Source organism: Allofrancisella heilbronnii, assembly GCF_000710735.2.
GTDB lineage: Bacteria > Pseudomonadota > Gammaproteobacteria > Francisellales > Francisellaceae > Francisella > Francisella frigidaquae.
Genome location: NZ_CP144673.1, coordinates 339233 through 362043 on the forward strand (window position 1 = coordinate 339233; position 22811 = coordinate 362043).

Genomic DNA, 22811 nt, shown 5'->3' on the forward strand with positions numbered 1-22811 from the left:
CCTTTATTTTCCAGTTTCTTGTTTATGCATAAACAAAGTTAGCGAGCCAACATTTAAGCCAAATTTTTTAAATGAATTTTTATTTATTAGGACGTCATCATTCATTAAATACATCCAATCATCAAAATTTATCGTATATTTTTTATCTCCAACAGGGATGCGCATCTGGTATTGCCAATTCATAGCATTACCTTCTACATAAATCTTTGCTATGCCAATTACATCATCAGTTGTACCTTCGTAATAGTTGTCTGATATTTTTTTGATTCTCCATATACGGTGGTCTTTTTGTCCATCGTAATATGTCATATGCTCATCAAATGTACCAGTATCATTATCCCAACTAGCATCACCGGAAAAGTCAAATTTTTTAATAACTTTGCCTTTATAATCTTGAATAATTCCATTACCGACTATTTTACCTTGTAGGTACTTTTTTAAATCTAACTTAGGAGTTTCTTCCTTATAATCAGAAATATTTATAGAACATCCAAATAATCCAAAAACCATAATAATCGCTCCTATTTTAAGTATTAGTCCTTTCATATGCCTCTCAGTTGTTTTGATAATTTGATATTAGAGGATTTATCACTTAACCATATTTCGAAGAAATATTTTGATAAACCTTTATTTTGTATAGTTCCTAGTAATCTTGTATCAGAATAAATGTTTGCATAACCATCTTTATCCATATACCCGTAGAGGTTTGTATTTTTAGCTACGTTTGGTATTATCATTTTAAAAGTATCCAGATAGTTTTGGTAGTTATCTTTGACTTCATTTGGGTGTTGTTTTGATATTTCTTTTAATGTTTGCGTGACTATGCTTTTACTTTGGAGATCTATTAAATAATGTATTTTTAGTAAGAAAGGTAGATCCCAATTAAATTTACCGGTATTTGTAAAAAGTTCAGCATCATAAATATCAAAAAACCATTTTTTAAAATGAACCTTGCCAACCAGGTTAGAATTTTGAGCTTTTATAGTTGATAACTCAAGTTCTTGAGCGCTTATGAGTATAGGTAAACAAATAAAGAATATCCCGAATAGTCTTTTAAGCATGTACTATTTCCAGCTGAGCAACATTTATACGACCATGAGTAAAAGCAGCGCTACAAGAATTTAGATAAAAACGCCACATCCTTTGAAATCGTTTATCAAAACCAAGTTCTAAAAGCTCTTGCCCAGTATTTGCAAAATTATTATCCCAAATATCTAAAGTTTTAGCGTAATCTTTACCGAAAAACTCTTTATTAACACATTTCAACCCAACTTTTTTAAGTTCAATTTCTATTTGTTGTATTGAGGGTAGAAAACCACCTGGAAATATAAAAGTTCTAATCATATCAGTACCTTTAGCGTAGCTGTTAAAAAGCTTGTCATCAATAACTATGCTTTGAATAATGATTTTACCATTTCGTTTGACTAAGGATTTAAGTTTTGAAAAATAAGTATTCCAATACTTCTTACCAACAGCCTCTATCATCTCTATAGAAACAACATAGTCATATTGCCCTTCTTGTATTCGATAATCTTCTATAGTTATATCAACGTTTTTCCCTACTAAACGCTGTTTGGCAAATTCGTACTGCTCAGTTGAAAGGGTAATACCCTTAAGATAGTAATTACCGTGGTTAATTACGGTTTCTGCAAAACCACCCCAGCCACAACCAATCTCAATAATAGAACCTTGAGGCTTGTTAAATTTACTAATGATATTAGAGTATTTATTGATCTGAGCTTGCTCAAGGGTTTCATTCTGGTTTTTAAACATAGCTGATGAGTAAGTCATAGTTTTATCTAGCCAGAGGTTATAAAATTGGTTTCCTAAATCATAATGCTTTTGGATGTTTTTTCTACTTTGCTTTAAAGTATTTCTTTTAGTCAGATAGCCTATTTTATGCAGAAACTTAAAGATGACGTTTGGCTTCATGTATTGACCAAAGGCTTGCTCATTTTCTAGACCAAAAAGTATTAAAGCTTTTAGGTTAGATGTTTCCCAATATCCATCTCGATAGTCTGCCGCAAATCCTATATCAGCTTTAAATTTGAGGTTAATGGCTGTACGCCAATCTTTTAATTTTAAGTCTGCTATTTGTCCATTTTTTTGGCCTTTTGTATATATTACTTCACCTTCTGGTGTAGTTAAGCAAATTTCACCAAATTCTATATTATCTAAGGCTTTTAGGATATTTTTCCTGATAGTCTTTTCAAACATTTGATCTGCCAAGTTAGTCTATGGTTAAGATAAATATTAGCAGATAAATGTTGAGGTAATATTGCCAAAAAATTAAATTTTGTTAATGTATTTTGCTTCCGTTATTTTATTATTGATTTGCACTGGTTTAGGAACATACTTGATTCGTTTTAAAAGGATTTTTAGAGCTTGATAGTGTATTAGAAAAATCACTTTAAATGTTAATAATGGAGATCTTAGAAACTCTTTAAATAGGTTGTTACTTGAAAAAGTTTTAGTAACCGCAGTTATCTGCGTACTAAGTTGAAGCTTATCATTATTATAGTAATTTATAGTAATTTGGTTTTTTGAATTGTTTTTTAAGTTAATAAAAAAGTTAAATCTATAGAAACCTTCTCTTTGATAAAAAGGTGAAACATGAAATTCTTTTTGGGCTTCAAACCAAGAATCTTTAGTTATTTGCACACCATTTTTATGACAAATATAGCTATGGGTTTGACCAAAAGTATTGTTAACTTCAGCTACTACGGCTATAAGCTTTTCATTGTTATAACAAAGCCAGAAACTGACTGGATTAAATAAATATCCAAGGACCCGAGGCATAGTTAATAATCTAGTATCATCATAATTAAGCTTATATTTTTGGAGTAGGTTGGCTATCCAATCTAAACTATCTTTCTTGTTCCTATAGCCGTGATCTTTGTCATAAAAACTATATAGATTGAACTTGTTGATGCTAAATATCTTTAACTTGTTTTTATCTATATCGAGCATATCTAACACTACATAGTAAGCATTGTAACAAAAAGAATTCTGTTTCGGGTGATGCCTTTTATGAAATATTTTAGAGCTTAAAACAAAATTTTTTACCATGGAGTTTTTACTCCTAATTTTTCTGCTACCTTTACAGCACTAAATATACCATCTTCATGAAAACCATATCTAAGATATGCGCCACAATAATAAGAGCTGTTTAAACCTTGAATAATATCGAAATTTTGTTGAGCCCTGATTGCTGCTTTATCAAATACAGGATGTTCAAAGATATGCTCGTTAATTATTTTAGATTCTTCTGGTTTTTCATCTGGATTAATAGTTACAAAGTAATTTTTAGTTGTTTTTAAAGGTTGTAAATTATTCATCCAGTAACTTAAGGATACAACTTTACGATTATCTTTAGTTTCTTTGTTTAGATAATTCCAGCTTGACCAAGCTTTAGATCTTTTGGGCATTAGCTTCTCATCTGTATGTAAGATAGCAGTGTTTGGCTGATACTTTATTGCTGTGAGTAGTTTTTTCTCATTTATACAAGGATCATCTAATATTTCAAGAATTTCATTGGGATGGCAAGCAAATATAACTTTATCGAATTCATTTATAATATTTCTTTCATCTGTAATAAATACTTTAGTTTTACGTAAAACTTTAATTGCACTGGGAGCAAACTTAACATTTGCATTTTCTAGTTTCTTGACAATTTTCTCTACATATACTTTACTACCACCTGGGACTGTATACCATTGGATAGGTTTGTTTGTAGTAAGTAGTCCATGATTATTAAAAAATCTAATAAAACTAAGAGCAGGAAACTTATACATTTGATTTATTGGAGTGCTCCAAATACAAGCTCCCATGGCTAATAAATAATAATCTTTGAAATATTTACTGACTTTTAGATTACTGAGGTATTCTTCTAAAGTTATGCTTTCATCAAGAGTATTATTTTTAAGATGCTTTCTTGATATTTTATTAAACTTTAAGATATCAAAAACCATTTTGTAAAAGTAAGGGTTTAAGATATTCGATATTTGACAAAATAAGCTTTTGGGGTTACTTGAACCATACTCAAATCGGCCTTCTTTTATAGATACTCCAAAAGACATATTACTCTTAGCTACAGGTACGTCTAGGTGAGTAAAAAGCCTGGTTAAGTGATAATATGTGTGGTAATTAAAAACTATAAATCCAGTATCTATGGAAATGCCTTTTTCGATATTAAGTGTACGAGCATGACCTCCAAAATAGTTGTTTTTCTCATAAATAGTTAAATCGTATTTATCTTTTAGAAGATAGCTAATTGCTAATCCTGATATGCCGCCGCCTATTATAGCTATTTTTTCCATAATTTATCAATATAGATCAATATATATACCTAAAATAATTCTTTTAGCATTAAAAGCCTAGTTAAAAAAAATTAATGTAAAGGGATAGTGATAGTAATTAGTAAACCAGTGGGCAAGTTGTTTTTTGCTGTGATATTGCCGTTATGTAGCTCTATAACTTTTTTTACTAAAGCTAACCCAAGTCCATTACCTTGCTGAGTCCGACTTTGTTCTTCACGAAAAAACCGTTCAAATATTTTTTCAAAGTTTTGATTAGCTACTCCTGCTCCAGTGTCACTGATAGTTAGTTTATAGTTTGTTTTTGTTATAGTCCCTAGAATGGTTACAGAAGTGTTTTTATCGGAATATTTGTAACAATTATCTAAGATATTTATAATACTTTGGAAAAATAAGTTTTTATCTAGATTAAGTGGTTTAGCTGTAATATCTGTTTTCACAGTAATATTTTTTTGCTCAAATATTGGCTCATATAATTCTATAGCATCTCTAATCAAATTTTTTATATTTAGGTAGTTTTTTATAATTTTTTCATGTCCATGCTCGAGTCTGTTTAAACGTAATAGGCTATTAAATACTTCTAAAAGCTTATCGCATTCTTCTAAAGCTTTTTCAGTATCTTGGTCAGGGTACTTTTCCTCTAAGATTTCTAGTTTATTTTTCAAACGAGTCAGAGGGGTTTTTAAATCATGAGCTATATTGTTAGACACATTTTTTATATCTGTAAGAAGGTTTTCAATATTTTCGAACAAGATATTTAAAATATTAGCTAAATTGCTTAAATCATCCCAGTTTGCTTTAGATTCTATTCTACAGCTAAAATCTTGTGTATTTATTATAGATGCAGCGGTTGTTGCTATATGATTTATTTTTCTTACAACAAATATGCTTACAAAGTAGCTAATAATGACAACGCTAGCTGCCGTACTAAGTCCGGTGACTAGAGGTATAACGTGCTGAGAGATTTTATCACCACTAATAGATGAAACTACTACATAAATCCAAGAAATAATACTTAAGCTCAGCAAAATAGTAAAAAGCATAGCCATTTTGAAGCTAGAGCTTATTATATATTTACGTTGAATAGTTTTATTAAGATTGTTCTTGGATGACATATCCAAATCCGCGCATGGTTTTTATGGGGTCAGGAAGGTTATTTTCAGTAAGCTTATTACGTAAACGTGAAATATGTACTTCAACTACATTAGTTTGGGGATCAAACTCATAATCCCAGACTTCTTTCAAAATCATGTTTTTACTAACTACTTCGTTTTTATGCTTTAAAAGTAAATGTAAAATCTTATATTCTCTTTGCTGAAGAGGTATAAGCACATTATTTCTTTTTACTTCATGAGCTAGCTCATCTAACACTATGTCACTACAAATTATTTTGTGAGTATTTATTTGAGCAATTAATTTAGTTCTTTTATAGAGTATGTTTACACGGATAATTAACTCTTCAATAGAGAAAGGTTTAGTTAGGTAATCATCACTACCAGATTTGAGCCCTTGTATTTTATTTTCAGTGCTATCTAAAGCACTTAAAATGATAATGGGGGTTACTAATTGTTGTTTGCGAAGAATTTTAAGTAATGATATCCCATCTAAATATGGCATCATCCAGTCGATAACAATAATATCATATTCATTAGTATTAATAAGAAACAAAGCTTCTTTACCATCGTAGGCTAGAGTCGTTTCAATATTATTTTCTTCAAATTTAGTTTTTATAAATTCGGCAATTTGTTTATCATCATCAGCAACTAAAACTTTGAGTTTTATAGTCATTTAAGGGCAGCCGTAAATTTGCTGATATAGTGTTTATATTATAGCAAAAATAATGGAGACTGTTGATTTAATTGCAAAAAGCAAATAAGTTCCAGCAAGCCAGCTTAAAGTTATCTTTCTTGACGGTGAGCCTAATTACTTTTTTGCCTGCTCTATTTAAAAATCCTTTTAACTTCTTAAAGCATAGACTAGAATTAAACTATATAAACTAAGGAGTAGGTTATGTTTGAAGAAGATTATTTATCAGAGAAATTGCAAAAATTTACACTAGTAGATTTGGTTTTAGTTAAAATAGTATATCTTTTAGTAGGGTTGCTTGTAGCAACTAACTATTTTGCACTTAGTGAAGTTAGCTGGGTTTTCTATTTAGTAATGTTTTTAATCGCGGCAATGCCGCTTATATTACACTTATTTTCATTTCAAGGTTCTTATTTAGAAAAAGCAAGACAATATCTAAAAACAAATAAGCCTGCTTATCAGGTATTGTTATTTTTTACCCAATTCTTTTTTGGGTGTATGCTAGTAACTTTAGTGCCAATCTTAAGTTTAGTGCCGTGGTATATTTATCTGCTATTAGTAATGGTATTTGCAATAAAGCCAATGCGTTCAAATATGTTTTGGTAATATTCGTTAGTTATCTATTATTTTCAATTATTATAAGTAACTAGCCCACTATCAGAAGCTTTAACAATGTGATATTACTTAGATGTTTTTAAATGCTAGATTTGAATTTATTTTTTGAGAAATATCATGTTAGTATCTACGCAAGGTGAGTCTAGCATTATTGCTAAATACAGGCTTGATATGGGTGTAAATAGGAGTGTGGTTTTTATCTGGAGGACTTAATGAAAAAAGTTGAAGCAGTAGGCGTTGCTATTGGTAACGCTGGTAGAAGGGTAGGTTGTGCTAAAGCGCCATATGTTTTTTTGAATGCTATAAGAGATAGAAAATTAGACTCTCAGATAATCAATTATATCGGCGGTCGTACAGAGATTAAAGCGATGGCAAAATATTTTACAAAGGCTGCTAAAGCAATATCACAAAAGCTTGATGAAGGTGTTTTCCCATTAGTGTTAGGTGGGGATCATTCTTGCGCGATAGCAACATGGAGCGGGGTATATGATCACCTTAAGAAGCATAGCAATGAGTTGGGCTTAATATGGATTGATGCTCATATGGACAGTCATAGGCCAGATACATCAGAAACTGGTAATATTCATGGTATGCCAGTTGCACATTTGCTAGGTTATGGTTACCAAGAATTTAAAAACATTTTGAATAAACAACCAAAGTTAAAACCAGAAAATATAGTTTTTTTTGGTATAAGGTCATATGAACCAGCAGAAGAGGAATTTTTAAACTCATTAGGTGTAAAAATTTATTATCAGAGAGATTTAAATAGCCAAAATTTTGAGCAGTTTTTTTTGAGGGAATTTGAGCGTTTAGCAAAAGTTACAAATGGAAATGTAGGAATTAGTTTTGACTTAGATGGATTAGATCCTTTAAAAATGGATGCTGTTGGCACTCCTGTGGAAAATGGTATACAGCCTGAAACATTTTATGAAACTCTTTCTAAAATAGATTATAGTCAATTAATCTGTTTTGAAGTGGCGGAATATAATCCTATGTTAGATAAAACAGGGCTTTCTCTAGAATACATGGAGAAGGTTTTAAGGCTTGTTGAGGGCAAGATCAAAAATCTAAAACTATAATAACTTTGTGTTCTATTTTTTATAACTATATAATTATCTAACCAACTCTTTATTAGCGTTTTACTTTAGATAATGGCTCATAATAATAATATCCTTTTAATGACGGATAGCTATAAGCATTCTCATCCTTTTCAATATCCAAAAGATACTAGATACTTACACTTTTATCTAGAAAGTAGAGGTACTAGTAATGCTGATTTAGGCAATCAAACAAAATTTTTTGGGTTGCAATATTATATTAAGAAATATTTGTCTCAACCAATCACTGAGGATATGCTTGATGAAGCAGAGAACATTTTGAAAGCTCATGGGTTACCATTTCATAGACAAGGATTTGAAAAAATAATCAAAAAATATAGAGGTTTTTTACCTGTACGTATTAGAGCTGTCAGAGAAGGAAGTGTTGTTCCAGTACATAATGTTTTGATGACTATAGAAAGTACGGATGAAGAATTATTTTGGTTACCTGGTTTTTTAGAAACTTTATTATTAAAAGTTTGGTATCCAACTACTGTTGCAACTATTAGCTTCAATATCAAAAAGCTTATAAAAAAATATTTGTCAGAAACAGCAGATAGTTTAGATAAGCTTGGTTTTATGCTACATGACTTTGGCTACAGGGGAGTTTCATCAGAAGAATCAGCTGGTATTGGGTCAGCAGCACATTTGATTAATTTTTTAGGTACAGATACCTTAGCAGCCTTACAGGTTTGTAAGCAGTACTATCATGAAGATATGGCAGGTTTTTCAATACCAGCAAGTGAGCACTCAACTATGACTAGCTGGGGTGAGGGTAGTCATTGTGAATATCATGCTTTTGAAAATATGATAGAGCAGTTCGGAGAGAGTAGTACACTATATGCCTGTGTTTCAGACAGTTGGGATTTTGAACAAGCAATAAAAAGTTGGGTAGCTTTAAAAGATAAAGTAAAAGTTAAAAAAGCAAGTCTTGTAATACGTCCTGATTCTGGAGATGCAGTTAAAAATATTATTTATGCTTTAGAAGAGTTAGAAAAAGGTTATGATAGCACTGTTAACTCAAAAGGTTATAAAGTAATAAATAAGGTAAGCCTAATACAAGGAGATGGAGTTAATATTCAATTGATAGATAGAGTATTAAGTCTAATGAAACAAAAAGGGTATTCTGCTGAAAATATTGCTTTTGGTATGGGGGGAGCTTTATTACAGGGTAATTTTGAGTCATCTGTAAATCGTGACAGTTTTAAATTTGCAATAAAATGTTCAGCTATAAAGCGAGAAAATAATGTTATTGGTGTACTAAAAAACCCTAGTACAGATCCTGCTAAAAAATCAAAAAAAGGTAGGTTAGACCTTATTAAAAATACTGATGGAAAGTATGAGACTATACACCTTGATGAAAATTATCAACTTGGGCAGTACCATCCTGATAGTCAGCTACTAACTTATTATGAAAATGGTCGTATTATTCTTGAACAAACCTTAGCTGAAATACGTGCACAAGATAAATTTTAAACATTTGTTAGTATTTTGGTAATTATAAACCTAAAAAAAATGTAAATTACTTAAACGCTTATAATAAATTAATTATATTTATAAACAAATATATAAGCTAATAGTCATAACATTTGAAGCTTCACAGGCACAAAATATCTCTAAATTTACATTAAAAATAATTTTAACTATTGTATTTTTATTTAATTTTATGTATAAATAATTTAAAACTAAAAAAATGTGTTGGCGGTGTTTAATGCGTTTTCACTCATATGAGAATAATAATGATATAACTATAGAGCATTATAAAAATAAAATATTAACAAATTTACCAGATAAAGATGCTAGCGTGCTTTGTGAGTTGGTTTATGAGAGCTCCATGTTAGAAATTATAGCTGGTTCGGGTGATACTTCTTTAGCTGATTCAATTTATCAGATACCAACAAAATTAATTCCAAAGATTGAAACTTATTTATCTTCAGATATAAAAGATGCCTTAGAACAATACCCTCATCATTACTATCCGGTATTAGCAAAATATAAGTTAGTAGCTACAAGTAGCCAATTAGGTAACGATGTTGGTTACTATGGTATTGCAGTAGCAGCTGCTGGAGATAAACAAAATAAAGGTATATATGTAATAAACAGAGGTACAAGATTAAATAGTTTGGGCGGTATCTATAATGATTTAATCAAAACAGATTTGTTAAATATGACAATTTTAGGTAAAGGCACACCAATTACAATGGTATCAAATCATACAAAATCAGCTATAGAATTTGTTAATTCCCTTCTTAAAAATTATAATCTTAAACATATAGGCTTTGCAGGACATAGCTTGGGTGGCTCAATAGCACAAATGCAAGCAGTATACTTTGTAGATAAAAGATTTAGAGGAATTAGACTATCACCATCAAAAGGATTTGAACCTTTTGGTATTAAGAATGAAGCAGACCCATTTATGAAATATAATAATGAGGACGGAGCACTTTACTATTTGACTTTAAATCCAATTAAAGCTTTTAAGTCATGGCAGTGTAAGCTAGCAGCTAAAAATTGTAATAGTTGGCAGGGTATAGCAGATAAATTAATAATTAATTATACAAGCTTTAAGTCAGATATTGATTTTACATCTTTTAGTAGGAAAGGTGATATTATAGCTAACATAGCTGTAAGCGTAGGTAAAAAAGTGTTGATAGATAGTGCTGGTAGTTATAAGGACTTTAAAACTCTTCATGAGATAGCTAACTATCGTTATCAAGAATATCGACCAGATGGTAGTTTAATAGAAACACAAGTAAATAAACTTAATTCAGATATTTTAAAATTAAGCGGTAATTTAGAGCAAAAGACTAAGTATAGATTATGTTTTAATACCGATACTTTTAGTAACCGAGTAGAGGTTTAGCTGTAATGAGACAAATTCAAATAATAACACTATTTTTTTTATGTTGCTTTTTAACTAGTTGCATGACAGCTGCTGCAACATATGGATATTTAGAAAGAAGCATAAGTCCAAAAGCAACTAAAGAACAACAGCAGAAAGTTAAACAACAAGTTATGCAACTTCTTGAGAAAGAATATAAGCAACCACTTAAATTAGAAAGTTTTGAATATAAATACCAAACTCATAACCGCCCTGGGTCTTTTGATTTTTCCCAATATGGTTCATACTACTTCAAAGTACAAGCCCCAGATAATCTAATTATAGTTATGGATTTTAGAATCGATGATATTAATAAATCATCAACCAATGAATTGTTAGAGGATTTTAAAAAGAATCTGTTAGTTAATCTGTATTGTGGAATAGGTGTAGCTGATTATTATATTAAAGCTAGAAAAGAAAAAATTGTAGTAGACCATAAAAACTTAGAAAAAGCAGAAAAGTATTGCCAATCTAGAAATCAACAGGAGCAATATACTTTTTTCAAAAAAACATATGAAAAAGCAAAATGATATGCTTTAGTGATATTAGTTTATGAGCCCCCAATAGTGTGAATTCAAATGGTAAAATTTTTGAGTAAAAACAACTTAAACTTAGCGCCTAATGAGCTTAATGAATTGCTTTTAGAATCAACCTAAACGTTGAGAGGTACAATTTAGCAAACATTAAAATTAAATAGTCCCTCTCTTCATAGTCTCAAAGAACTCTTCATTTGTTAATGTGCCTTTCATTTTTTCAGTCAAAAATTCCATAGCTTGAACATCTTCCATACCACCAAGAATCTTACGTAAAATCCAAAGCTTCTGCAATTCTTCTGGAGTAGTAAGTAGCTCTTCTCTACGCGTACCAGACCTATCAAAGCTAATCGCAGGATACACGCGACGCTCAGCAATCTTACGATCAAGGTGTAGCTCCATGTTACCAGTACCTTTGAACTCCTCGAAAATAACCTCGTCCATCTTAGAACCTGTTTCTACAAGGGCTGTAGCAATGATTGTTAGGCTACCACCTTCAGCAGTGTTACGAGCAGCACCAAAGAATCTTTTTGGCTTTTGTAAAGCGTTTGCTTCAACACCACCAGATAGCACACGACCAGATGCTGGTGATACAGTGTTATAAGCACGTGCAAGCCTTGTGATAGAGTCTAGTAGGATTACAACATCTTGTTTATGCTCGACTAGTCTTTTAGCTTTTTCTATCACAATTTCAGCTAATTGAACGTGGCGTGCAGCAGGCTCATCGAAAGTACTAGCTACAACTTCACCACGTACTGAACGTTGCATTTCAGTTACTTCTTCAGGGCGTTCATCAATTAAAAGCATAATTAAGTTACATTCAGGATGGTTTTTAGCAATTGAGGTTGCGATATTTTGCATCATAATTGTTTTACCAGTTTTAGGTGGTGCCACAATCAAACCACGTTGACCTTTACCGAATGGGGCTGCTAAATCTATAACCCTGGCTGTGAGATCTTCACTAGAACCGTTGCCGATCTCCATGGTTAGCCTTTCTTTAGCATACTCTGGCGTTAAGTTTTCAAAAAGAATCTTTTTTCTAGCAAGTTCAGGAGAATCAAAATTAACACTATCGATGTGTTTAACAGCAAAGTATTTTTCGCTATCACGAGGAGGTCGAATTTTACCAACAATACTATCACCAGTGCGTAGGTTTAGTTTTCTAATAAAAGCAGGTGATACATAAATATCATCTGGACTGGCAAAGTATGAGCTATCAGAAGATCTTAAAAAACCATAACCGTCTTGTAAAACTTCAAGAATACCTTCACCATAAATGTCCTCGCCATTATCAGCATGGTATTTTAAGATAGAGAAAATAAGTTCTTGTTTTCTTGCACGTAGTGACTCAAGATCTAAGCTTTGAGCTATATCCATTAGCTCGTTTACAGATTTATACTTTAATTCATTTAAATTCATTCGTGATTCTCTGTTTGTATATATTGTAAATAATAATAGGTTGAACGAAGCTATGACTTATAGATACTTATCTAAGATTGATACAAGTTGACTTTTTTGTACTACACCAACTTTAGTTTCTTTATGTCCACCATCTTTAAAAACCATAAGAGTAGGAACACCACGAACGGCAAATTTTGTTGCAGTTTCTTCATTATCATCAATATTTATCTTACAAACTTTGATTTTATCACCATAGTGTTCAACTACTTGATCAAGTATAGGAGACAGCATTTTGCATGGCCCACACCAAGGAGCCCAAAAATCTAACAAAACTGGGATATTGCTGTTTAACACTTCATCTTGAAATTGGCTGTCTGTTATATTGATGCATTTTGACATAATTTTGTTTTTCCTTTATTTTAATACATTGATTTTATAAAAAGCTGATTTTTGTAGGATTACTTTAAACTAGTTATGGATTTGTTTTTTATATAAAGACTAGTTTAGTTGTTAAATTTATAATGTTCATTATAAACAAAAAAACTCTTCAAACAAATTTTTTTAGCTATTTTGCTGATATTTTTTTATAATGAGTAGTAGTAACAAAAGTAGGTTTTAAAAATGTCTAAGATAGTAGCTACCATAGATTTAGGTTCAAATAGTTTTCACATGCTTATAAGTGAGATCAAAACTAGTGGTGAGGTAGTTACACTCTCTAAACAAAAACAAAAAGTACAACTAAGAGCAGGGTTAAATAACAATCTTACAATAAGTAAAGAAGCGCAAGACCGTGCTATTGAATGTCTAGAGTTTTTCGCAAAGGAAATAAAAGCTTATAATGTAGAGTATATTAGGGCTGTAGGAACTTATACTCTAAGAAAAGCCAAGAATAACATTAAAGGGTTTAAAAAAAGGCTTGATAAGGCATTAGGCACAAAAATAAAAATTATTTCAGGTGCAGAAGAGGCAAGATTAGTTTATGTTGGTGCTAGAGATAACCAAGATATTCATCAGAAGACTTTAGTTATAGACATCGGAGGTGGCTCAACTGAGCTTGTAATTGGTAGAGGTAATAAAATACTGATAGCGCGTAGCTTGGATATGGGTTGTGTGGGGATGCAGAAAGATTTTTTTGGCAATGATAAGTTGGATTTTAGTAATTTTTACACAACAGTTGCTAGAGCTAAAAAGATATTAGGACCGATTATTCTTAAATATAAAAAAGTTGGTTGGGATGTGGTATTAGGATCTTCGGGAACAATTATATCAGTAACGAATATTTGTCAGCAAATGACAGGGTCATCAGCTATTACTAAAGAATTTCTGAACAATTTGATCACCATGATGATGGATAAGAGGCAAGTTGAAAATATCAGCTTTGAAGGTTTGCGTGAAGACAGAGAAAGTGTATTAGCTGGTGGTGTGGCTATCCTATATGCGATATTTGACTGTTTGGGAGTTTCTCAAATGAATTTATCAAATGGTGCGGTACGAGAAGGTATGCTTTATGAGTTGGTTAAGAGTAAGTATAAGATTGTTATAAACTAAATTGAAAATAGTAAGTAAATTATAATAAAAAATTGTCATTTCCACGAAAGAGGGAATCTTTTAAATCATAGCCAATAGTAAAGAGGTTCCGGATCAAGCCAGAAATGACACAACATTTTAGAATTCATTACATGTTTTTATAAGGCTTAAAATATGAAACACATTCCACTAGCTGCTAGATTGCGACCACAAAATATTGAGGAAGTAGCTGGGCAAGAGCATCTACTTACTGAAAATGGCGTTTTAACCAAGATATTTAGTAAAGCTGATAGTGTTTGTTCTCTAATCTTATGCGGCAAAACAGGTGTTGGTAAAACTACTGTTGCAAGGATTATAGCTAAATCAAAAGACTTGGAATTTTTTGAATTATCAGCTGTAGACTCAGGAGTGAAAGAGGTTAAAAAAATAATAGCTGATAACGAGCATTTAGATAGTTTTGTTTTATTCTTAGATGAAATTCATCGCTTTAATAAATCTCAACAAGATTTGCTTTTGCCGTATGTGGAGTCAGGAAGAATAATTTTAATAGGGGCTACTACCGAGAATCCAACTTATTACTTAAATGATGCTTTAATCTCTCGAGTGTTTATACTACGATTAAAAAGACTAGATCAATTAGGTACGCAAAACTTAATTCAAAGGGCACTAAAACAAGATGCTATACTTTCAAAATATAATATTTCTTTAGAAAACGATCTTACTAGCGCGATATATAATTATAGTGAAGGCGATTGTCGTAAGATTTTAAACTTAGTAGAAAGAATGTTTTTGATTAGTGACCAGTCAGATACTATTGTTTTCAACAAAGAGTTGTTTGATAAGGCTGTTGGTGAAACAACTAGAAATTTTCACCGTGATGGTAAAGAATTTTATGAGCAATTATCAGCTTTTCATAAATCTATAAGAGGGACTGATTCTGACGCGGCTATATTTTGGTTAGGGTTGATGTTAGAAAATGGAGTAGATCCTTTAGTTATAGCTAGAAGAATGCTTTGTATAGCTTCTGAAGATATTGGTAATGCTGATCCACAAGCTTTAAGAGTCGCGTTAGATGCTTGGAATGCTTATGAGAAACTAGGTATGCCTGAAGGTAGGTTAGCTTTATCTCAAGCAGCTATATACCTAGCAGTAGCACCTAAAAGTAATGCTTGCTATAAGGCATATAAGAAAGCTTTAGAGGTAATTAAGAGTAAAGGAAATATAGATGTACCTCAACATCTTAAAAATTATAAAGACAGCAAATACTTATACCCTCATGATTACCCAAACTCGTATGTGAAGCAACAATATTTACCTGTAGATATAGATCAGCATTTTTATACACCCACAGCAAATGGTTTTGAAAGTAAGATTAAAACAAAGCTTGATAGTATAAATAAAATAAGGCTCAATTAATCTATTAAAAAATTGAATTTATATGTTATAATCTTTGGAATTGAAAATATCTCTACATAAATATACTTGGTTTCTCAACAACTATGGCTATAGAAAATTTACTACACCCTACTAATATTAAGATAAATGACTACGGTAAAAATGCAACTAAATTCTCTTTTGAAGCGTTAGATAGAGGTGCTGGTTATACTCTCGGTTTTGCCTTAAAGCAGACTATGCTTTACTCTATTGGCGGGGCGTGTATTACTAGTATCAAAATTAACGATGGTAAGGTTACTTCTTTGGAAGATATAATTCCATGTGAAGAAACTGTTGCTGATATTATCCTAAATGTTAAAGCTCTTGCTGTAACGTTAGCTGATAATGTAGACACTGGAACTATTGTTTTTGATTTATCAGGTTCTGCTGAAGAGATTTTTTCTCAAGAAGCTAAGTTATCTGCAGGTTTGGCTATAAATGAAGATGTGTTTATTTGTAGCTACATAGGTGGCAAAAAACTTAAAATAGAAGCTAAAGTTGAAAAGGGTGTTGGCTATAGACCAGCATTAGAAAGTTTCAAAGATGGCGAATTCTTGCTAGATGCTACTTTTTCGCCAGTCACTTTTTGTGAGTTTGAAGTTAAAAATGCCCGTGTTGGTAGACGTACAGATCTTGATAGTTTAGGTTTTGATATTAAAACTAATGGTAATATAACTTCTCAAGATGCTTTAAGACTAGCAGCTGCTAAGATTCAAAGCCAATTAGTTAATGTGGTTAATGTTGATGAAATAAACCAAGGTGTTTTTGTAGAAGACCCTACTAAAAATATTGATCCTTTATTGTTAAAGCACGTTGAAGAGTTGAATCTAACAGCAAGATCCTCAAACTGTTTAAAAGCAGTAAATATTAGATATATAGGTGAACTTGTACAAAAAACAGAAACAGAGTTACTAAAAGCACCAAATTTTGGTAAAAAATCTTTAAATGAAATCAAAGATAAATTGGTAGAATTGGATTTATCTTTAGGTACTATCATAAATAATTGGCCAGAAGGCTTATAATAGTTTATAATAAAACAACCATTCATTGCCGGAGTGGTGAAATTGGTAGACGCGCCGGATTCAAAATCCGGTTCTGGCAACAGAGTGCCGGTTCGAGTCCGGCCTCCGGCACCATCTTATATTCCTAACATTTCTCGACACTAATTGAGCTACGTCAAAAATTTATATTTAAAGTAGGATACCTAAAACATTATTAAAATTAAAAAATAACTAGTTGTATAAGCTTCATAACACCAGTTATAAATGGATCCATAATATAAAATAAAAGATTTGAGCCAGCAAAAGGGATGATAATTAGTACCAATAGAATAATAAACCCATAGTGTTGGTAACTATTATATTTATAGGCTGCGTTAGGTGATAAAAATGCTGAAATAACTTTACTACCATCTAATGGTGGAATTGGTAGCAAATTTAACACCATTAAAACTACATTTATCATCACACCATATAAAGCCATGCTCTGAAAATAAGGATGTAAAGTTACGTATTTGGCAACTAAAGCCCAAAGTAAAGCCATTAGAAAATTTGTCATAGGACCAGCTAGAGCAACTAAAGCCATATCTGAACGAGGATTTTTAAGCTTACTGTAATCAACAGGTACAGGTTTTGCCCAACCAAAGATAAAAGGAAAGCCAGCAGTAAGTGATGATAATAACATAAGCCCAGGAACTAGAATTGTGCCTATTGGATCTATATGAGGTACAGGATTAAGCGTTACACGACCAAGCATATAAGCTGTATTATCTCCACGTAATTTTGCTACAAGCCCATGAGCAGCTTCATGCATAGTTATAGCAAATATTAGAGGAATACCAGCCATTAAGATAGTTAAAAGTAGTTGATTTATATCCATGATTAATAATTATTTTTTAAATGTTAAAAGAATTATAGTACTTGTTAGGGTAAATATGAAGCTGTAAGATATTTAAAGAAATATAAGTAGGGACAATCTTATTGATGCAACCATTAGATATAAAGGAAATGCCTTTAACCGGTCGCCATATTATAGAAGCTAGTGCCGGTACTGGTAAAACTTATAATATTACAGAACTATACGTTCGCTTATTATTGAAGAAAAACCTTTTACCTAAAAATATCCTTGTGATGACATTTACGAAAGATGCTACTCAAGAAATTATTGGTAGAGTAGAAAGTAAAATTAGAGAAAAGTTAACAACTTATGATAATAACTCTTCAGAGCGTAAGCACCTAAAAAAAGCACTTTTAGAAATAGATGAGGCTGCTATTTTTACCATACATGGATTTTGTAAAAAAGTTCTAAGTGAGCAAGCTTTTGCAAGTGGTATAGATATGGATGTATCTATGGAAGTTGATACATCCGAGCTATTATTAGAAGCCACACGGGAATATTTTCGTAAATACATTAACTCTAACGAAGCAAAGTTTAATCTGCTTAGGTCTGCAAATTGGCACACTCCTGAAAATTTTATAAATGGATCTGGTCAAAGCTCTAAAGGTTTCAGGGAGGTTATACTTTCTAATAATGAAATTGAAGCTTTATCTTTTGAGGTTGTTGAAAAACAATTATATGAAGAGAAGCTAAAAGCTTTTGAAGAGGTCTCTATTCATTGCGATTTTATATTTGAGAAATTAGTAAATAATCATAGTAAGAAGAGTGAAAGAGAACAAGAATGGAACATTATAAAAGAATGGTGTTTAGATTATAAGTTAACTAGTATTCCTAAAGAGCTTTTAAATTTTGTAAATGGTAATCGTTATAGAAACTTAAAAGAAGAGTTTGAGCCGATTTTTTGTAATTTAAAAGCACTTAAAGATAAATACATTAAAGAAATTAAAGATATTGATACTTACAAGCAGGTTTTCAAAGCATATGTTTTAGCAAAACAAATTTGTTTGGATATTAGAGAAGAGTTCAAAAACCTTAAAGCCAAAAACGCTGTTTTAGATTTTGACGATTTGATTATAAAGTTACGAGACGCTCTAAAAACTTCGCAAGAGTTAGCATTATTTTTACAAAAAGAGTATTCTGTAGCACTAATTGATGAATTTCAAGATACTGATAATGAGCAATATGAAATATTAGATACTATTTATCCCCTTAAAAAAGAAGAGCTATTTTTAGTGATGATAGGTGACCCTAAACAGGCTATTTATAGATTTAGGGGTGGAGATATCTATACTTATCTAAGAGCTAAGCAAAGTGCAAAATATATTTGGACAATGGATACAAATTGGCGCTCTACTAATCAGATGATAGCAGCTTATAATAGATTATTTTATAAGAGTGATATTTTATCAGCATCTAAAGATTATAAAGAAGACGTTTTTAGTCAAGGTATTGGTTATCAAGTAATCAAAGCTGCTAAAACTTCAAGTGATAGATGCTTTGATGATAACTTAGTAGCAATTAACTATTTTCTTTATGATCCAAAGCTTGAGGATGCTGAAAAAAACCTAACAACAGATGATTTAAGACTACAACTTGCTAAGTGGACAGCAAGTGAGATAGTTAAATTATTAAAAACTCAAAAAGTCCAAGAAGAAGATATAGCTATATTAGTACAAAATTCAAACCAAGCTAAACTTATTACAGAAAACTTAAAGGAAGTTGGTCTTAGTTCAGTATATTTAAGTGAAAGAAGTAATATTTATGCTACAGATGAGGCTTGTCAGTTATATACTTTATTAAATGGTCTTAACAATTATCAAGACCAAAAACTCCTAAGGCAAGCTTTAGCTACAGCATTTTTTGGTAAAACGGCAGATGATTTTTTAGATTATAGAAGCTTTGATACAAGCTTGAAATGGCAACAAATAGTCGAAAGAATCAAGCAATTAAGGAAAATATGGTTTACTCAAGGTGTTATGGCTTTAATTATGGAGCTTTTGCATAATAATTTTGCTATCCGTGAATCTAACAAAGAGAGAATATTTACAAATATTTTACATTTAGCAGAATTAATAAAAATAGCTGAAAATAAGTATAAATCCAAAGTTCAACTTATTGGATGGTTAGAAAAACAGATACATAATCAAAGTTCATCAGGTCAAACTGAACTTAGGCTAGAAAGTGATGAAAGGCTAATAAAAATAGTTACTATTCATGGCTCTAAAGGCCTTGAATATCCTGTGGTTTTTGTGCCATTTGCTAGTGATGCTAAACTAGAAAAAAACTCTCCTATAAATAAAATTAGTATGCTTGAGAAAACTTACTATCAGATTGGTGAAGCCCAGTTAGTTATAGAAAATATTCGATTACAAGTCTTAGAAGAGGCTATGAGGCTTTTATATGTAGCAGTTACTAGAGCAGTTGATAGATGCTATATTGGTGTTGCTAATTTTAATAAGTCACAATATAGTCCATTAGCATTATTTTTGGAGTATACAGAGACTGCTAGCTGGAAAGATAAGATTCAAAAAGTGACGAATAATCCAAATAATTATAGTGAGTTAATAATTTTTGATGAGATCGATTTTATTGGATATAAATCTAGAAATAGCTCTATAGATTTAGATAAGCTTGTAGCAAAAAGATTTACAAAAAAGGTTGAAAAAGATTGGCAGCTGATGTCATTTTCAAGTATTACTAGATCAATTCATACCCAATATGAACAGCCCTTAGATTTTAAAATTGATGAATTAAAGGAAGATGATAAAGGTACCAACACTAGTTCAGAACTAAAATTTAGAGCAGCCAAAGGAGCTGATACAGGTAATTTACTACATAATATACTTGAGTTAAGTGACTTTAGTAAGCCTTTAGATGATCAGATAATAAAAGAACAAATGATGATTTATAAGGTTATAGAGGAAGCTGATTTTGTTCATTTAAAGGCTTGGATAGAAGAGATTGTACGAGCTGATATTCCAAACTTATATAAAAGAGATAATTATTTCAAGTTGCAAAATTTAACTATGGAAAGAACCTTAAGAGAGGCTGAGTTTTATTTGCCTGTAACGAATGTATCATTATTTAAAAAAGATATTTACCAAATTTTAGCTAAGTATAGAAATTCAAATAGTTTAGAGTGTGATTATCAAAGATTATTTGGGATGTTACATGGCTTTATAGATCTTATATTTGAGTATGAAGGTCGTTTCTATGTGGCTGATTATAAAACTAATTACCTGGGTGATAAAATAAGTGACTATAATCAAGAAGCTATGGAAATAAAAAATCAGCAAAGCATGTATGATTTACAATATTTAATATATGGTGTAGCATTACACCGCTTTTTACGACAAAATCTAGAAAATTATGAATTTGATAAAAACTTTGGTGGAGTGTATTATTTTTATTTAAGAGGTTTCAAGGATGGATACGGTGTTTATAGTGTTATTTTAGAAAAGCAAATTGTCCTAACCTTAGACAGTTTGTTTGGAGAGGATAATGGTTTATAAAAGTCTTAAAGACTGTCAAAGCTATTTATCAGACATACAGGCTATAGATTATTTTCTTGCAAAAGAAATTTCTGATTTCTTAAACAACGATAACCCTGATATTTTTCATCTTTTAATCGCTTTAAGCGAAAGTTATAGACAAGGTCATAGCTGTTTAGATTTAACTGAGATAGCAGATCAAACTTTATGGTCTGAACCTCAACAAGATACATCCAAAGTGGGTTATAAATTTGAAAGCTTGGCTAAGTTACAGCAAAAAATTGAAAGCTTGAACCTTGCTAGTAAAGAATATCCAATAGTTTATAAATTTGACTGCTTATATTTTAGAAGGCTATGGTTATATGAAAATGAAATTGCAGAAGTTGTATCCAGTAAATTAAAACTAGACCTTAAAAATTTAGATTTTGAAAAAGCTAAAAAAATATTAAAAGAGTTATTTGATAAGTCTGAGACTATTAATTACCAAAAGATAGCAGTAGCAAATAGTCTTATTAGAGGTTTTAGTATTATCTCTGGAGGCCCTGGTACAGGGAAAACTACTACTATCATGAAGCTTTTAATAGCCCTAGAATATATAAATTCAAATACTAAGTTAAGCATTCAAATATTAGCCCCTACGGGTAAAGCAACTAATAGATTAATAGAATCATTAGAACTAGATCAACTTAATGTCAATACTGATATAGAAATTATGACAGTACATCGATTTTTGGGTGTGCGAAATAATTCTTCTAAACTTAAATACCATAAAGACAATCTAGCTGATTGTGATGCTTTGATTATAGATGAAGCATCTATGCTAGATATAGGTTTGTTCGTGAAAATTCTTCAAGCGATTAAGCCTAATTGCAAACTTATATTAGTTGGAGATGTTAATCAACTACCTGCAGTAGAAGTTGGTAATTTATTAGTGGAATTTACTAAAATAAAAAGTATTAGAGATAATCTTAATGAGACTAAGAAAGTTATTGGCCAACTAACTGGCTACAGTGATTTTGAGCTGATTAATGAATGTATCATATATTTACAAAAAAATTACCGTTCAAATAGAGTGATATCCGAATTTGCTAACAGTATAATTAATGAAAATTATAAAAATTTGTATTCCAAAAGTAATATTTATGGTTCAATAAATTTCTATTCACTTAGTAAGCTAGACATTGTTTTATCTGATTTTGTCCATAAATATTATATCAAACTTTCGAAACTTAAGGATGTTAAAAAATCTTTTGAAATTTTAAAATCTTTCAGGATATTGTTGGCTAATAAAAATACTCAGATAGGAGTAGATAACTTTAATAAGAAGATAGTAAAACTTTTAGGTAAAAAAGATGCTGATTATTATGATGGTAAGCCGATTATGATAACAGAAAATAATTATACTCTAGACGTTTTTAATGGAGATGTCGGTTTGGTTTATGATCAAGAGGTTTATTTTGAAAATTCAAATAATGATTTTAAAAAAATAAATATATCTCTGCTACCAAAGCACGAAATAGCATACGCAATGACAATACATAAAACTCAAGGTTCTGAGTTTGATGAAGTAATGCTAGTTTTGCCTCAAAAAGCAAATAAAATTCTTTCAAATAAGCTGGTTTATACTGGCGTAACTAGAGCTAAGCTAGCTGTTACTGTAGTTTCAGATAAAGAAATATGGGAATATGCTACTAAAACCAATCCAAGCAGGTTTTCTAATATATCTAAATTAATAGATTTAAATTCTATCAAAAAGTAATCCAAAATATTGAGTATATACAAGGTATGTGTTATAAATAAATACATGCGAGATG

At 31.0% G+C, this 22811-nt stretch carries 20 protein-coding genes and 1 tRNA gene; 11 read left to right on the forward strand and 10 right to left on the reverse strand.

Translation table 11 applies throughout. The features are described 5' to 3' along the window. Nucleotides 1–3: 3 nt before the first annotated feature. The 7 genes from FRA_RS01570 to bfpR form a co-directional block, all read right to left on the reverse strand. Entirely contained in the window at nt 4–546 is a 543-nt protein-coding gene (locus FRA_RS01570; RefSeq protein ID WP_035721210.1) for a DUF3833 domain-containing protein, read from the reverse strand. Next, the gene (locus tag FRA_RS01575) at nt 543–1061 is read right to left on the reverse strand and encodes a chalcone isomerase family protein (RefSeq protein WP_035721213.1); all 519 of its coding nucleotides are present in this window, start codon (nt 1059–1061) and stop codon (nt 543–545) included. Before FRA_RS01575 ends, FRA_RS01570 begins: the two co-directional genes overlap by 4 nt. Continuing rightward, on the reverse strand, nt 1054–2217 hold the full coding sequence (locus tag FRA_RS01580) for an SAM-dependent methyltransferase (protein WP_035721216.1): 1164 nt from the start codon (nt 2215–2217) through the stop codon (nt 1054–1056). Before FRA_RS01580 ends, FRA_RS01575 begins: the two co-directional genes overlap by 8 nt. 72 nt (nt 2218–2289) lie before the next feature. After that, the gene (locus FRA_RS01585) at nt 2290–3069 is read right to left on the reverse strand and encodes a DUF1365 domain-containing protein (protein WP_035721219.1); all 780 of its coding nucleotides are present in this window, start codon (nt 3067–3069) and stop codon (nt 2290–2292) included. After that, entirely contained in the window at nt 3063–4319 is a 1257-nt protein-coding gene (locus FRA_RS01590; RefSeq protein WP_035721222.1) for an NAD(P)/FAD-dependent oxidoreductase, read from the reverse strand. The genes FRA_RS01585 and FRA_RS01590 overlap by 7 nt, the downstream gene beginning before the upstream one ends. A 71-nt stretch (nt 4320–4390) precedes the next feature. Continuing rightward, the gene (locus tag FRA_RS01595; protein WP_035721225.1) at nt 4391–5431 is read right to left on the reverse strand and encodes a sensor histidine kinase; all 1041 of its coding nucleotides are present in this window, start codon (nt 5429–5431) and stop codon (nt 4391–4393) included. Further along, nucleotides 5409–6104: a two-component system response regulator BfpR gene (gene bfpR, locus FRA_RS01600; protein WP_035721228.1), complete on the reverse strand. Its 696-nt coding sequence runs from the start codon at nt 6102–6104 to the stop codon at nt 5409–5411. The genes FRA_RS01595 and bfpR overlap by 23 nt, the downstream gene beginning before the upstream one ends. Before the next feature lie 222 nt (nt 6105–6326). Here bfpR and FRA_RS01605 point away from each other — a divergent pair, with 222 nt between their 5' ends. From FRA_RS01605 to FRA_RS01625, 5 genes are all read left to right on the forward strand, one after another. After that, nucleotides 6327–6728, forward strand: coding sequence for a hypothetical protein (locus tag FRA_RS01605; protein WP_035721232.1), 402 nt, complete (start codon nt 6327–6329; stop codon nt 6726–6728). Between the two features lie 221 nt (nt 6729–6949). Further along, the gene (locus FRA_RS01610; RefSeq protein WP_035721234.1) at nt 6950–7816 is read left to right on the forward strand and encodes an arginase; all 867 of its coding nucleotides are present in this window, start codon (nt 6950–6952) and stop codon (nt 7814–7816) included. A 72-nt stretch (nt 7817–7888) separates the two neighbouring features. Continuing rightward, on the forward strand, nt 7889–9310 hold the full coding sequence (locus tag FRA_RS01615; protein ID WP_035721236.1) for a nicotinate phosphoribosyltransferase: 1422 nt from the start codon (nt 7889–7891) through the stop codon (nt 9308–9310). 235 nt (nt 9311–9545) lie between these two features. Then, on the forward strand, nt 9546–10697 hold the full coding sequence (locus FRA_RS01620) for a lipase family protein (protein WP_035721239.1): 1152 nt from the start codon (nt 9546–9548) through the stop codon (nt 10695–10697). Between the two features lie 5 nt (nt 10698–10702). Beyond that, nucleotides 10703–11245 carry a hypothetical protein gene (locus FRA_RS01625; RefSeq protein WP_155960903.1) on the forward strand — a complete coding sequence of 181 codons (543 nt, stop codon included), beginning with the start codon at nt 10703–10705 and terminating at the stop codon, nt 11243–11245. A 159-nt stretch (nt 11246–11404) separates the two neighbouring features. Here the strand turns inward: FRA_RS01625 and rho are convergent, their stop codons facing one another. Further along, complete coding sequence (gene rho, locus FRA_RS01630) at nt 11405–12667, reverse strand: transcription termination factor Rho (RefSeq protein ID WP_035721246.1); 1263 nt, start codon at nt 12665–12667, stop codon at nt 11405–11407. Nucleotides 12668–12724: 57 nt separating this feature from the next. Continuing rightward, the gene (gene trxA / locus FRA_RS01635; RefSeq protein WP_035721249.1) at nt 12725–13048 is read right to left on the reverse strand and encodes a thioredoxin; all 324 of its coding nucleotides are present in this window, start codon (nt 13046–13048) and stop codon (nt 12725–12727) included. Between the two features lie 222 nt (nt 13049–13270). Here trxA and FRA_RS01640 point away from each other — a divergent pair, with 222 nt between their 5' ends. From FRA_RS01640 to FRA_RS01655, 4 genes are all read left to right on the forward strand, one after another. Next, nucleotides 13271–14197 carry a Ppx/GppA phosphatase family protein gene (locus FRA_RS01640; protein WP_035721252.1) on the forward strand — a complete coding sequence of 309 codons (927 nt, stop codon included), beginning with the start codon at nt 13271–13273 and terminating at the stop codon, nt 14195–14197. Nucleotides 14198–14350: 153 nt separating this feature from the next. Beyond that, nucleotides 14351–15592, forward strand: coding sequence for a replication-associated recombination protein A (locus tag FRA_RS01645; RefSeq protein WP_035721256.1), 1242 nt, complete (start codon nt 14351–14353; stop codon nt 15590–15592). An 83-nt stretch (nt 15593–15675) separates the two neighbouring features. After that, entirely contained in the window at nt 15676–16632 is a 957-nt protein-coding gene (locus FRA_RS01650; protein ID WP_035721259.1) for a DNA-directed RNA polymerase subunit alpha, read from the forward strand. Between the two features lie 27 nt (nt 16633–16659). Further along, a tRNA-Leu gene (locus tag FRA_RS01655) sits at nt 16660–16746 on the forward strand. 85 nt (nt 16747–16831) lie between these two features. Here the strand turns inward: FRA_RS01655 and FRA_RS01660 are convergent. Beyond that, nucleotides 16832–17488, reverse strand: a complete 657-nt coding sequence (locus FRA_RS01660; RefSeq protein WP_035721260.1) for a site-2 protease family protein — start codon at nt 17486–17488, stop codon at nt 16832–16834. Between the two features lie 104 nt (nt 17489–17592). Between FRA_RS01660 and recB the strand changes: the two genes are divergently transcribed. Both recB and recD read left to right on the forward strand, forming a co-directional pair. Next, the gene (gene recB, locus FRA_RS01665) at nt 17593–21018 is read left to right on the forward strand and encodes an exodeoxyribonuclease V subunit beta (RefSeq protein ID WP_035721263.1); all 3426 of its coding nucleotides are present in this window, start codon (nt 17593–17595) and stop codon (nt 21016–21018) included. Continuing rightward, nucleotides 21008–22756, forward strand: a complete 1749-nt coding sequence (recD, locus tag FRA_RS01670; RefSeq protein WP_035721265.1) for an exodeoxyribonuclease V subunit alpha — start codon at nt 21008–21010, stop codon at nt 22754–22756. Before recB ends, recD begins: the two co-directional genes overlap by 11 nt. The last annotated feature ends 55 nt before the right edge of the window (nt 22757–22811 follow it).

Bases quoted from the DNA above. Each gene is read 5' to 3' on its own strand.
- FRA_RS01625 (WP_155960903.1), top strand. From the start codon at position 10,703: ATGAGACAAATTCAAATAATAACACTATTTTTTTTATGTTGCTTTTTA.
- FRA_RS01590 (WP_035721222.1), bottom strand. From the start codon at position 4,319: ATGGAAAAAATAGCTATAATAGGCGGCGGCATATCAGGATTAGCAATT.
- rho (WP_035721246.1), bottom strand. From the start codon at position 12,667: ATGAATTTAAATGAATTAAAGTATAAATCTGTAAACGAGCTAATGGAT.
- FRA_RS01645 (WP_035721256.1), top strand. From the start codon at position 14,351: ATGAAACACATTCCACTAGCTGCTAGATTGCGACCACAAAATATTGAG.
- FRA_RS01640 (WP_035721252.1), top strand. From the start codon at position 13,271: ATGTCTAAGATAGTAGCTACCATAGATTTAGGTTCAAATAGTTTTCAC.
- FRA_RS01605 (WP_035721232.1), top strand. From the start codon at position 6,327: ATGTTTGAAGAAGATTATTTATCAGAGAAATTGCAAAAATTTACACTA.
- FRA_RS01570 (WP_035721210.1), bottom strand. From the start codon at position 546: ATGAAAGGACTAATACTTAAAATAGGAGCGATTATTATGGTTTTTGGA.
- FRA_RS01660 (WP_035721260.1), bottom strand. From the start codon at position 17,488: ATGGATATAAATCAACTACTTTTAACTATCTTAATGGCTGGTATTCCT.
- FRA_RS01650 (WP_035721259.1), top strand. From the start codon at position 15,676: ATGGCTATAGAAAATTTACTACACCCTACTAATATTAAGATAAATGAC.
- recD (WP_035721265.1), top strand. From the start codon at position 21,008: ATGGTTTATAAAAGTCTTAAAGACTGTCAAAGCTATTTATCAGACATA.
- FRA_RS01575 (WP_035721213.1), bottom strand. From the start codon at position 1,061: ATGCTTAAAAGACTATTCGGGATATTCTTTATTTGTTTACCTATACTC.
- recB (WP_035721263.1), top strand. From the start codon at position 17,593: ATGCAACCATTAGATATAAAGGAAATGCCTTTAACCGGTCGCCATATT.
- trxA (WP_035721249.1), bottom strand. From the start codon at position 13,048: ATGTCAAAATGCATCAATATAACAGACAGCCAATTTCAAGATGAAGTG.
- FRA_RS01580 (WP_035721216.1), bottom strand. From the start codon at position 2,217: ATGTTTGAAAAGACTATCAGGAAAAATATCCTAAAAGCCTTAGATAAT.
- FRA_RS01610 (WP_035721234.1), top strand. From the start codon at position 6,950: ATGAAAAAAGTTGAAGCAGTAGGCGTTGCTATTGGTAACGCTGGTAGA.
- FRA_RS01585 (WP_035721219.1), bottom strand. From the start codon at position 3,069: ATGGTAAAAAATTTTGTTTTAAGCTCTAAAATATTTCATAAAAGGCAT.
- bfpR (WP_035721228.1), bottom strand. From the start codon at position 6,104: ATGACTATAAAACTCAAAGTTTTAGTTGCTGATGATGATAAACAAATT.
- FRA_RS01620 (WP_035721239.1), top strand. From the start codon at position 9,546: ATGCGTTTTCACTCATATGAGAATAATAATGATATAACTATAGAGCAT.
- FRA_RS01595 (WP_035721225.1), bottom strand. From the start codon at position 5,431: ATGTCATCCAAGAACAATCTTAATAAAACTATTCAACGTAAATATATA.
- FRA_RS01615 (WP_035721236.1), top strand. From the start codon at position 7,889: ATGGCTCATAATAATAATATCCTTTTAATGACGGATAGCTATAAGCAT.